Here is a 12,689-nt window from a genome sequence, read left to right as displayed (position 1 = left end):
TGTTATGGGAAAAAGGAGCAACATCGTCCTTGGTATCGCCATTCTCCTATTGGCCATAGTGGTCTTCGTTTGGTTGAACAAAACCGAAAAAGCGGACCGGCCCAACACTACCACCGCACCGACTAGAGTCACCACACGCTTGGCCGTTCCGGTATCCCTTCCCTACCGTTTGGAGGTCACGGGTACCGTTCGTGCAACCCACAAGGTCGAACTATTCAGCGAAGTGCAGGGGGTATTGATGCCTTCTTCACCCCCGTTCAAAATCGGAAACCGTTTTCGAAAAAACCAAACGCTATTGCAACTCAATGACCGCGAATACCAAGCACAATTATTGTCGACCAAAAGCAGTTTGGTCAGTCAGATCGCGGCCATGCTGCCCGATATGGAAATCGAATTCCCTCAAGCTTCCAAAGGCTGGGAAGCCTACTTGAATTCCTTTGAGATGCAGGGGCCACTTCCTGAATTACCGAAAACGCGAACCGACAAAGAAAAACTCTTTATCACCGGCAAGGGCATCCTACAAACCTATTACAATGCCAAAAACCAACAGGAACGCGCAGCCAAGTACCGCATCAGGGCACCTTTTTCCGGAACCCTGACCGTGGCGAACGTCAATCCGGGAACCCTGATACGGAGCGGTCAGAAATTGGGGGAGTTCATCGACCCCGACCGTTTCGAGCTCGAATTGGCCATACCGGCAGGGGCCTTCCCTTATGTTGCTGTCGGCAAACCGGTGCAGATCATGGGAACTGACGGAACGGGCGAAATCGTCGCCAATATCGATCGCTTGAACCAAAAAGTGGACCAAGGCACCCAAACCAGCTCAGCGGTGGTCGGTTTGAACGGTTATCCGTTTTTGGAAGGCCAGTACCTCAAGGCCCGCATCGAAGGGGAAACCCTGGATCAGGTGGTGCGCATCAAAGCGAACCTGCTGATGGAAAACAACCAGGTATATATCGTCAAAGACAGCGTATTGGCCTTGCAACAGGTGCGTTTGCGCTACTACGATCAAGACGAGGTGATCGTTCAAGGCTTGCAACAAAACATGGTCTTGCTTGATGAAGTTTTGGCCGATGCCTACCCGGGTATGAAAGTAACCTATTGATCGGCTATGAAGCACTTTATCAGCTATTTCATCAAGTATCCCGTCGCGGTGAATATTTTCATCGTCGGTTTCTTGATCTTCGGGTATCTGGGTTATCAAAAAATGAACTCGTCCTTCTTTCCTTTGGCCGACGCGAACAACATCTTGATTTCGGTGACCTATCCCGGGGCCTCACCGCAAGAGGTAGAGGAAGGCATAGTCGACAAAATCGAGCGGAACCTCAAAGGCATTTCAGGGATCGATAGGGTCAGTTCCGTTTCCCAAGAAAATGCGGCATCCGTCCGGATCGAAATCCTATCCGATGCCGACATCAACCTTGTCTTGGAAGAGGTCAAAAACGCAGTTGACCGTATTCCTTCCTTCCCCAATACCATGGAACCTCCGGTCATCGAAACCGTGCTACCCACCAGACCTGCGCTTTCGTTCGTAATCAGTGGTCAAGACATTCCCCTGCACATCTTAAAACGATATGCCCAAGATATCGAAGACGACTTGCTACGCCTCGACGGGATTTCTCAAATCGAATTGAGCGGCTTTCCGGATGAGGAAATCGAAATCACGGTTTCCGAAACCCAATTGCGTAGGTATGGGTTGACCATAGAAGAAGTTGCCCAAGCCGTTGCACAAGCCAACCTGGTCCTATCCGGTGGGTCGATCAAGACCGAAGATGAGGAGTTTTTGATCCGTACCGACAACAAGGGGTACCAGGCCAAAGCCTTGGTCGATATCGTCGTCAAAACCACCCTTTCGGGCCAAAAAGTCTACCTCAGGGATATCGCAACCCTGAAAGACGGATTCGAAGATACCCCGGATCGGTTATCGTACAATGGGGAAACGGCCATACAGATCGATTTGAAAAATACGAATTCGGAAGACCTTATCGGAAGTGTCGAAGCCGTGCAGGCGTATATGGCGCGATTCAATGCCGAGCATGAAAACATCGAACTCAAAGAAACCTTCAATTCGGCTATTTTAGTCGAAGACCGGATTTCCTTGCTTCTGGAAAACGCATTGGTGGGAATGGTCTTGGTCTTGGTGTTGCTCTCTTTTTTTCTTCGGCCTACGGTCGCTTTTTGGGTGGCTTTCGGTTTGCCTATTTCCTTTTTCGGGATGTTCATTTTATTGCCGAATTATGGGGTGACCTTGAACATGATGTCGATGTTCGGAATGATCTTGGTCATCGGGATATTGGTCGACGACGGCATCGTCATTGCCGAAAACATCTACAGCAGGCGTGAGAAAGGGGATGGCCCTTTGAAAGCTGCCGTGCTGGGTACCGTTGATGTGCTAAAACCCATTCTGTCAGCCATTGCGACTACCATATTGGCGTTTTCAATCTTCTTCTTTTTGGACGGTCAGATCGGGGATTTCTTTGAAGATATCGCTTTGGTCATCACCTTGACCCTTCTGGTCTCCTTGATCGAAGCCTTATTGATTTTGCCGGCCCACCTAGCCCATTCCAAAGACTTGAAGCGGATTACCGATACCAACCGCTTCAACCAGCTTGGGGAACGTATCATGGACTATCTCAAACATCGGATCTACGCCCCCGTCTATCGCAAATGCCTGCAATATAAGTTCGTGACCTTTTCGATCATTTTTTTCTTTTTCGTGATCACCCTCGGGGCGATTTCCAGTGGACTCATCAAGTTGACTTTCTTTCCTTCGAACGCAAGTGATCAAATCGTCATCAATATCGAAACACCCAAAGGCACTAGTGAGGGCATCACTGAAGGGATAACCACAACTATTGAGGCCACCGTTTGGGAAATCAACGAGGCATTGGGCGCGAGCGAAACAGGGACCGACCATATCACCGGTACCATCAGGAAAATCGGGCCCGTTAGTTCCTCAAGTTCGATAACCGTGAATCTGGCACCCAGTGAATCACGCACGATTTCATCCATACAGATCACCGATAGCATCCGAAAACGCGTCGGGCCCCAACCCTTGCTTGAAAAATTGACCTTCGATTCCGGTTCCAATGTGGGTGGAGCACCCATTTCGGTCTCTTTGCAAGGATCCGATATCACCGCCATCAATGCCGCGAAAGAACAGCTGATCGCTGAGATGAAAAAGAATCCCGACATCAAAGACATATCCGATTCGAACCCAAAAGGCATTAAGGAAATCCACCTGAAACTGAACGAAAAGGCCCGTTTGCTTGGTTTGAGCTATTCAAGCCTTATGGGGCAGGTTAGAAATGCCTTTTTCGGCTATGAAGTACAACGGGTACAACGCGGGCAAGACGAGGTCAAGGTATGGGTGCGCTATGAAGATCGGGATCGTTCAAAAATCAGTGCGATCGAAACCATTGAGATCAATACGCCCAACGGCAGGGTACCCTTGGTTCAAGTGGCCGACTACAGCATTGCCCGTGGCGAAACGGCGATCAATCATTTGGATGGGTTGCGCGAGGTTACCTTATCGGCCGATATCGCCGATCCCAAGGTCAGTGCGACCGAAATCATGCGTGACATCCGCTTGCGATTGGTCCCCGAGATCATCAAACGCTTCCCTGAAGTCAGCATTTCGACCGAAGGGCAAAACCGGGAAGCCCAAAAGATCATCGACTCTGCCTGGGACGTTCTCCCGGCCGTGGTTTTTCTGATCTATGTGGTCATCGTTTTCACCTTTCGGAGTTTCAGCCAACCGTTTATCTTATTGACCTTGGTGCCCTTTGCCTTGATCGGGGTGGCTTGGGGGCATTTCTTCCATGGGTTTTCCATGAGCATCCTGTCCTATCTGGGTATCATCGGATTGATCGGTATCCTAGTCAATGACGGCTTGGTATTCACGAACAAGTTCAACCAATTCCTGAAAGACGGCTTGGCCTTTGATCAAGCACTGTTTCAAACCGGATTGGCCCGTTTTCGAGCGATATTCCTGACGTCGATCACCACCATCGCCGGTTTGGCCCCTTTGATGTTGGAGCGCAGCCTGCAAGCCCAATTTCTCATACCCATGGCTTTATCCATTGCCTACGGTATTGCCGTTGCTACGGTCTTGACCTTGTTTCTATTGCCCATACTGCTTTCAGCGGTAAATGGGCTCAAAGTTGAATTCGCCTATTGGACCACCGGAAAACGCCCGAGCCGTGAATCGGTCGAACGGGCCATTAAAGAACTAAAAGTTGAAGATGTTGCGCTATAGTTTGTTTTGCCTCGTGTTATTGATCGGCTTATTCGGGCGGGGACAGGAAGTCATGACCTTAGACCAAGCGATCGCCGCCGCCGTCGAAGGCAACCACGATTTGAAGATCGCCAGGAATACTACAGCCCTTGCCGATCTGGATGCCGGACTTTTGAATAGCGGCTACCTGCCGACCCTTAGTGCTACGGCCGGCGTGAGTTATTCCGATGAAAACCAAAACGTCACCTTCGCTGATGGTTCGGCCACCGAAATCGAAGGTGCCGTAACCGAATCGTATAACGCTTCGATTACCGCTGAATACGTGCTATTTGATGGCTTGGTTCGAAAGTTTACCTATGATTCGAATCGGGGTACCCTCACGCTGCGTCAATTGCAGGAGCGCCAACAAGTCGAAAACACCATCATCGCGGTTTACGAACAGTATTTCAATGTCGCTTACCAGCAACAGCTGGTCGAGAACCTGGCCCTTAACCTTGAAAACTCGCTCGACCGCCTTGACCGGGCCAAAAAACGACTCAAGTATGGCCAAGGGACCTACCTCGACGAACTCAATGCCCAAGTCGATCTGAATTCCGACAGCATTACCTATGTCGAAGCCACCAAAAACCTGTCGACCTTAAAGCGAAACCTCAACTTGCTCTTAGGAAGGGAACAGCAACAGTTGTTCCATGTCGACACTACCCTGACCTTTAACCCCATGCCCGATGAGTTACTGGTTTTGGAACGTACGAAAACCAATAACATCACTATGGTCTTGGCCGAACAACAACTCCTGCTCAGTGAATTGGACATCAAGATCAATAAAGCCCGATTCCTGCCTAAAATCAGTGGCTCAGGTTCGTATCGTTGGAACGAAAGTCAAAACCCACCTACTTCCTTCGCCTTGAACAACGAGGCCCATGGTATCAACCTCGGACTGAACCTTTCTTGGAACATTTTCAGCGGCAGCAGCAAAACCCAGACCAAAAAGGCAAGGATCAATGCCCGCAATCGCGAAATCGAATTAAAACAAGCCGAGGATGAAGTGCTGACCGAGGCCATGAATGCCTACGGGGAATACGATCTCGCCCAATTCCGTTTTAAGGCCGAAAAAAAGAACCTGGAAACCAACCAGCTGAATTTCAAACGAAGTCAAAAACAATACCTGCTCGGGCAAATTACGGCCGTCGAGTTTCGACAGGCCCAGATCAACCTATACAATGTGTTGAACAGCTTAGCCCGTGCCAAATACGATTTGAAAATTGCCGAGATCAGTCTTCAACAACTCATGGGTGCCTTGTTATAAGTACTTGGTATTCAAATCGATAAAAAAGAAAAACATGATACGGAAACGAATGCTTCAAGTTTGTGTAACCCTGCTCTTTATCGCTGGGGTAGTTGATTTTATGCGAGGGGTGGCCCACACCTTTCGTGTTCGGTATGCGGCCACCCATATCGCAAAGATCGATCCGACCGCGGACAGTCTGGTGCTCATGGGTAGCTTTGGGATTTCCAATTTTTTAACCGCCTTTATCTACATACTGATCGTTTTTAGGGCCAGGAAACTGGCCCCTTACATCCTTCTGCTGATTCCTTTGAGTTATGCTTTGGGCATACTCGGGTTGATCGGATATCAAAACGTGGTTTTGGAATCCGAGTTCAACGGACAGTATATGATGCAGTATTATCTCATCATTTGTGCTGCAGCGGGTTTGCTGTATTTTATCACTCCACAATTCAAACGGTCGAAAGGCAAATCCGCTTCTCAAGGCATGGGTTAAATGCAATGCTTTCCCATAGCCTGCCGAGAACACTACTTAGTTTAAAGAAAATCACGGAATTATGCGTAATTTAAAACTTCAAAAACAAAGCCCAGCGCTACTTTCCGACAATGGCCGTCATAAAACGCATTTTGAAATGGATCGGGTATTCTTTACTCCTCCCCATTGCATATGGTCTGGTTTCATTGCTTTTGTCTTATATCACCATCGAGCGCGAAAACGAGGATGAACTTACCGAAACCAGCATTTTCTTGAGCACCAATGGGGTGCATCTGGATATCGTCATGCCGACCGAATACCTTGCGCCATCGCTGGCCGATGATCTTGAATTAGGGCCCCGAACGCAATATTTGGCTTTTGGCTGGGGCGATGCCGAATTTTACCTGAATACCCCGACTTGGGGGGATCTTACGTTCACCAATGCTTTTAGCGCCTTGTTCTTGAACAGTGCGACCCTCATGCATGTGACCCGTTATGATGGCAAGCGAGCGGGTTGGATCGAAGTCAAGGTCAGCAAGACCGAACTACAGCGATTGAACGACTTTCTGTTTGCTTCCTTCCAAACCGATGCACAGGGCAACAAGCTTATTCTCGAAGGGAAAGGGTATTTTACAAATGACGATTTTTACAAAGCCAATGGGAGCTATTCCTGCTTTAAAACCTGCAATAGTTGGGTGAATTCAGGTTTTCGCCAAAGCGGTTTGAAATCGTGTTTCTGGACCCCTTTCGATTTTGGATTGATGAACAAATACGATTGAACATGGACACGCTATGATCAATTCTACCAAAACACCGTATCGAAAACTCAATGATGAGTTGCGCCGACTCGGGGTCCCCGACCATGAATTCCTAAGTCAAAAAGGGGATGCCGTCGATACCTTGGTCAATACGAAATGGCCCCTTCGACCCTATGTCGACATCCTCTTGGACTATTTACCCCAACTTAAGACCAATGAGCAAGAAATGGTCGTTAGGGCACTAGGGTTCAAAGGGAATACTGCTGCAAGCAGCACGCTTATCGCCATGTTCGATAAAACCGATGTATATTCTGAAAATTTTCTTTGGGTGGTCGCCAACAGTTTGGCCAAAATCGATGATAAAAATACCTACCCGGAAATCTTGGCGATCTGCAATGAAAAAAGATGTGGAATGGCCCGGCAAATGCTCTTCCTTTTCGTGCTGCCCCGCATGAAAACCGAAGAAGCCTATCAGACGCTGCTCAGCGGGCTGAACGACCCTGACGTCAAGGGCCATGCGATCTACGGCTTAGGCAAATTGGGTAGGCCCGATGCGATTCCGATACTAGAACATCTTGAGGTGGTCAAGGGTAAAAACGAATACAAGGCCAAAAAAAGCGCATTGACAAAGCTAAAACGGAAATTGGATTCAAAAGGATGAAAAAGATTACGGATACTTGGCCGGTTCGAATACAAGACCTCATACAACTAGGACTTCTTTTAGGGCTTTTGATCTTTTGTGTCGAATGGTGCCATGAGGCCATCCAAAAAGACCCTAGAAACCTTTTGGGATTGAATTCCTATCGGTATGGGATTGCCTTGTTACCCGCTTTGGGAATGGTTGTTTCCGCCTATCACGCAATCCGTACAATAGGGCGGATAACAAAGCGAAGAACGAAAAAACGTCGCGAACAATGAAATCATAGCATATCGAATATATCACCAATTGGAAGCTGGCGCCTTTGGCCTATTGGGTACACATCGAATCGGACGACAAACCCTGGTTCAAAGCTGAAGTTTTCGATCCCCCGGCACCCAAGAAAATCGGGACTCGAGGGTATCCTAAATTGATTATCGAATTTAACGGAAACCGGTTCTTTTTCACGAGTGAAGCCCAATTCGAGCATTTTATTGCGATTATGGGTACCAAACTCCTGCCGACTACTAGACAACTTTCGAACCGGCGTGGGGGTGGATCTGGCCCCAACAGGCATTGGTTGGGTAGGTTGCCTAGCAGTTCCAAACCGTGGCGGTATCGGGAAAAATTAGTCGCGTATTGCAAAACGATCCAATTTCCGACATAATGGGTTTTCAGCACAAGAGTCAAGGTTCCATATGAAAAAAACGCTATTTCTGGGGATTGTACTGCTATTCCTGCTAGTGGTCTGGAACAACTTCTACCCGAATCAGGTGGTGGTCGGCACCTATATCAGCAATACGACGGCCCCTGTCCTTGAAGGGCCAGCGACCATCGATACCCTCATCCTTCATGCCGACGGCAGCTATGACAACCGGACTTGGGGAAAAGGAACCTACGACATCCAAGGGGATGCTATCCATTTTGCCATCCCTCATTCCCATGGCGTCATGCATTACCATACGTCCTTGAGTCGGTCTTACTTCTTGGGAAAACCCAAGATCCAATTGGACTATGACCAGGGATTTTATTATTTTAAAGTGGATTAATCCGAAATAAAACCAACCCCCATGCTACTACGATCCTTGTTCTTGTTTACAACTCTTGCCTGTTTGTTGTCTTGCTCGAAAAACGAGACCACGACTACCCTTGTTGCCGAGGGGCTCCAAAAGCCGGTCGAAGTTGTCCGAGATCCTTGGGGCATCAACCATATCTACGCAGCGAACCAACACGATCTTTTCTTTGCCCAAGGCTATACGGCGGCGGCCGACCGCCTCTTTCAATTTGAAATTTGGCGGAGGCAGGCTACCGGCACTGTTGCCGAAATGTTGGGCGAACGGGAACTGCAACGCGATATCGGCACCCGACTGTTTCGATTCAGGGGGGATATGGAAACGGAAATGGCCTATTACCACGAAGATGGGGTCGAAATCATCACCGCCTATACCGAAGGGGTGAACGCCTACATTGAGTCGGTACTGGAAACGCCCGATGTCCTGCCCATCGAATTCAAGATCTTGGATATCCTACCCCAGAAATGGACGCCCGAGGTGGTCATCTCACGGCACCAAGGTTTGTTGGGAAACATCGGATTAGAACTTGAAGTGGGCCGTGCCGTTGCCGAACTGGGGGCTAAAAAAGTCAAGGAACTCTATTGGTTCCATCCGCAGGAACCCGATCTGACCCTAGACCCGAGCATCGCCCCCGAACAACTTTCAGATACCATCTTAGCGCTCTACCGAGCCTATCGAAAACCGGTCCGATTTACCAACGAAGATGTCGTGGCGACCTATCGGAACCCCGTCAAGCAAGAAGTAGCCGAACTGCAGCCTGACCTCATGGACGAACGCTACGGCCTCGGTAGCAACAATTGGGTAATCCAAGGCCATAAAATGGCGAATGGCCACAGTGTGATGGCCAACGACCCCCACCGTACCATTGCCGTGCCTTCCTTACGCTACATGAGCCATTTGGTCGCCCCGGGATGGAACGTCATCGGGGGCGGTGAACCAGAGATTCCCGGCATATCGATCGGCCATAACGAGTACGGCGCTTGGGGACTTACCGTTTATCGCACCGATGGGGAAGATCTGTATGTCTATGAACTGAATCCCGAGAATCCGAAACAATACCGTTTTCAAGGCGAATGGGTCGACATGACCGAAATCGAGGAGACCATCAAAGTTAAGGGGCAAAACGACCGACAGGTCACCCTGCGGTATACCCATCACGGTCCGGTGACCCATGTCGACACCGAAAACCATCTGGCCTATGCCGTACGCTGCGCCTGGTTAGAGCCCGGGGGTTCACCCTACCTTGCCTCGCTCCGTATGGATCAGGCGCAAACTTGGGACGAATTTCGGGAAGCCTGCAATTACAGCCATATTCCAGGTGAAAACATGATATGGGCCGGTACGGATGGTACGATCGGATGGCAAGCGGTCGGCATCGCTCCGATACGAAAGAATTTCAGCGGACTGGTTCCGGTACCCGGGGATGGCCGTTACGAATGGGATAGCTATTTGCCCATCATCGAAAAACCCCACGCCAGCAATCCGGAACGTGGTTTTCTCGCGACGGCGAACCAAAACGTAACGCCCCCTGACTACGACCATTGGGATGCCGTGGGTTACTCCTGGTCAGACCCCTACCGCGGGCAACGGGTCAACGAGGTTTTGGGTGCCGATAAGGCCCTCACGATGGCCGATATGAAGGCATTGCAAACCGATTACCTATCCGTACCCGCGCGGCTTTTGACCCCGTTTTTGGAAGGATTGGAATTTACCGGTACGGCTGCCGAAGCCAAAGAACAGCTCAACGACTGGGACCTGCGCTTGGAAGCACGATCCATTGCTGCCGCCATTTATGTTGCTTGGGAAAATGAAATCAGGGCCTTGGCCAATGAACGCTTTATCCCCAAAGCCGGGCAAGGTATCATCGCCGGTATCCAACTGGGGCGCATCCTGCAATGGATCGAAACCCCCGACGCCCGCTTTGGCGAGCAGCCTATTCTAGGAAGGAACGCATTTTTGAGTGAGGCTTTTGTAAGGGCAGTGACCCGACTGGAAACACAGCTCGGTGCTGATATAGGGCAATGGCAATACGGTCAGGAAAAGAACAAACACGCCTATTTTGAGCATGCCTTAAGTGACGCGGTCAACGAGGTCACCAGAAGACAACTCGATATCGGACCCGTAGCCCGGGGCGGCAATGCCTACACCCCCAACTCGACGGGAAACAACCTGAGACAAAGTAGTGGGGCTTCCTTTCGGATCATTGCGGATACCGGGGACTGGGACGCTTCAGTGGGGGCCAACGGACCCGGGCAATCCGGGGACCCCGACAGTCCGTTTTACGACAACCTCTTCGAATCTTGGGCCGCAAACCGCTATTTCCCCATATACTATTCGCGATCTAAAATCGACTCCGTTGCCGTGACGCGAACGAAGCTGCTTCCTACCGATAAGTAAGGCATGGGAAAGAAGTCCGATTCCCTCAAGATCAAGGCGGCCGATTGGAAAGAAGTCATTGGTTTGTACAGGCGGTTCTTGACCCATAACCATGACGACCTGCACAAGGAATTCGAAGCCCGACAACAACAAAACTAAGCGATTGCCATGTAAAAAGGCCGGGGCGCTGTCTTCCCCGACCTTTTCAACCAACTAACTAATCCCTCCACCTAAGAGGAAACCGCAGCTTCAGTCGTTTCGAACTGATTGCTGGTGTTTTTGGCACCCCCGGCCTTGAGCGCATGCTCTCCGGCAAAGAAGGTTTTATGGTCATCACCCAGATCGGATCCCGCCATGCGTTGGTGCTTGACACAGGAGACCCCTTTGCGGATCTCTTGCCGCTGTACGTGTTTCACATAGGCCAACATGCCCATCTCCCCAAAATACCCTTCGGTCAAATCGTTCATATGCAAGGCCGTGGTATGATAGGTCGGCAATGTGATCAAATGATGGAAAATTCCCGCCTCCCGTGATCCGTCACGCTGAAATGATTGGATCATGTCGTCGGCGCGTTGGGCCAATTCGGTCTGGTCATAGGCACTGTCCATCAAGTTGGCTCGATCGTATGACGACATGTCTTGCCCTTCATCGCTCATGGTATCGAAAGCTTGCTGTCGAAAGTTCAGCGTCCAATTGAAGGAAGGCGAATTGTTGTAGACCAATTTGGCATTCGGCACTTTCTCCCTCACCCGATCGATCATATGGGCGATCTGCTTTACGTTCGGCGTCGGGGTTTCGATCCACAAGAGATCGGCCCCATTTTGAAGGCTGGTGATGCAATCCAAGACCACCCGATCGATATTGCTTCCATCCTTGAATTTATAAAGGCCATTGGCCAATCGCTTGGGTCGCGACAGGCTACCATCGCGTTTCATCAAGACCTCCCCTTCTTCGACATCCGAGAGGACGATCGGCTCGGTTTCCACGAATTCGAGGTATTGCGAGGCCAAATCCCCGGGTAGTTTTGAAACCGGTAGTTTTTGGGTGAGTCCGGCCCCTTCCGAATCCGTGCGGGCCACGATGATCCCCTCCGGTATGCCCAATTCCAGAAAGGCGTAGCGAACGGCGTTCAGCTTGGCGATGAAATCTTCATGGGGTACGGTCACCTTACCGTCTTGGTGGCCACATTGCTTGGCATCGGATACTTGGTTCTCGATCTGGATGGCGCAGGCCCCTGCCTCGATCATTTTTTTTGCCAAGAGGTAAGTGGCCTCCTCGTTTCCGAAACCAGCATCGATATCCGCGATGATGGGGACCACATGGGTCTCGAAGTTATCGATGTCATCCTGAACGTCCTCCCCGGCTTCCTGGCGACGGTAGAGGTCATTGAGTTCGATCGCATCGGCCTGCTTTAAAAATCCATAGATTTCATCGATCAATTTCGGAACGGCCGTCTTTTCATGCATCGATTGATCGGGCAAGGGACCGAATTCGGAACGTAGGGCGGCGACCATCCAACCTGAAAGATATAAATACCGCTTACGGGTGGTCTTATGGTGTTTTTTGACCGCGATCATCTTTTGCTGGGCCACGAAACCGTGCCAGCATCCCAGTGACTGGGTATAGCAGGTGTTATCCGCGTCGTAGGCCGCCATATCCTGGCGCATGATCGAAGCCGTGTACTTCGCGATGTCCAGGCCTGTTTTGAATCTGTTCTGTGTGGCCATTCGGGCCGCATTCTCTGGGCTTATGGCCGCCCAGCTATCCCCGTGCCTTTGTTGTATGGCACGAATCCGTTGCACTAAATCAGTGTAATTCGACATAACTATGAAATTAAATGGTGTGTTG

General features: G+C 50.1%; 10 protein-coding genes. 9 read left to right on the top strand and 1 reads right to left on the bottom strand.

Annotation, left to right across the window (positions count from 1 at the left end):
• Window positions 1-4: 4 nt before the first annotated feature.
• The 9 genes from ABV409_RS14865 (at window position 5) to ABV409_RS14825 (ending at window position 11,000) form a co-directional block, all read left to right on the top strand.
• The gene (locus ABV409_RS14865; RefSeq protein ID WP_353878410.1) at window positions 5-1,105 is read left to right on the top strand and encodes an efflux RND transporter periplasmic adaptor subunit; all 1,101 of its coding nucleotides are present in this window, start codon (window positions 5-7) and stop codon (window positions 1,103-1,105) included.
• A gap of 6 nt (window positions 1,106-1,111) precedes the next feature.
• Window positions 1,112-4,258 carry an efflux RND transporter permease subunit gene (locus ABV409_RS14860; protein ID WP_353878409.1) on the top strand — a complete coding sequence of 1,049 codons (3,147 nt, stop codon included), beginning with the start codon at window positions 1,112-1,114 and terminating at the stop codon, window positions 4,256-4,258.
• Window positions 4,245-5,543, top strand: coding sequence for a TolC family protein (locus ABV409_RS14855; protein WP_353878408.1), 1,299 nt, complete (start codon window positions 4,245-4,247; stop codon window positions 5,541-5,543). Before ABV409_RS14860 ends, ABV409_RS14855 begins: the two co-directional genes overlap by 14 nt.
• Before the next feature lie 34 nt (window positions 5,544-5,577).
• The gene (locus ABV409_RS14850; protein ID WP_353878407.1) at window positions 5,578-6,018 is read left to right on the top strand and encodes a hypothetical protein; all 441 of its coding nucleotides are present in this window, start codon (window positions 5,578-5,580) and stop codon (window positions 6,016-6,018) included.
• A gap of 110 nt (window positions 6,019-6,128) precedes the next feature.
• Entirely contained in the window at window positions 6,129-6,776 is a 648-nt protein-coding gene (locus ABV409_RS14845) for a DUF2459 domain-containing protein (protein WP_353878406.1), read from the top strand.
• A gap of 13 nt (window positions 6,777-6,789) precedes the next feature.
• Window positions 6,790-7,416: a HEAT repeat domain-containing protein gene (locus ABV409_RS14840; RefSeq protein ID WP_353878405.1), complete on the top strand. Its 627-nt coding sequence runs from the start codon at window positions 6,790-6,792 to the stop codon at window positions 7,414-7,416.
• Between the two features lie 674 nt (window positions 7,417-8,090).
• Window positions 8,091-8,441 carry a hypothetical protein gene (locus tag ABV409_RS14835; protein WP_353878404.1) on the top strand — a complete coding sequence of 117 codons (351 nt, stop codon included), beginning with the start codon at window positions 8,091-8,093 and terminating at the stop codon, window positions 8,439-8,441.
• Window positions 8,442-8,462: 21 nt separating this feature from the next.
• Window positions 8,463-10,862: a penicillin acylase family protein gene (locus ABV409_RS14830; protein ID WP_353878403.1), complete on the top strand. Its 2,400-nt coding sequence runs from the start codon at window positions 8,463-8,465 to the stop codon at window positions 10,860-10,862.
• 3 nt (window positions 10,863-10,865) lie between these two features.
• Window positions 10,866-11,000, top strand: coding sequence for a hypothetical protein (locus ABV409_RS14825; RefSeq protein WP_353878402.1), 135 nt, complete (start codon window positions 10,866-10,868; stop codon window positions 10,998-11,000).
• Between the two features lie 71 nt (window positions 11,001-11,071).
• On the opposite strand, the gene ABV409_RS14820 is transcribed toward ABV409_RS14825, so the two are convergent.
• Entirely contained in the window at window positions 11,072-12,664 is a 1,593-nt protein-coding gene (locus tag ABV409_RS14820; protein ID WP_353878401.1) for an isocitrate lyase, read from the bottom strand.
• Window positions 12,665-12,689: the final 25 nt, after the last annotated feature.

The sequence above is a fragment of the Flagellimonas algarum genome (assembly GCF_040513375.1).
Lineage (GTDB): Bacteria > Bacteroidota > Bacteroidia > Flavobacteriales > Flavobacteriaceae > Flagellimonas_B > Flagellimonas_B algarum.
This window is presented reverse-complemented; position numbering and strand designations above follow the sequence as displayed.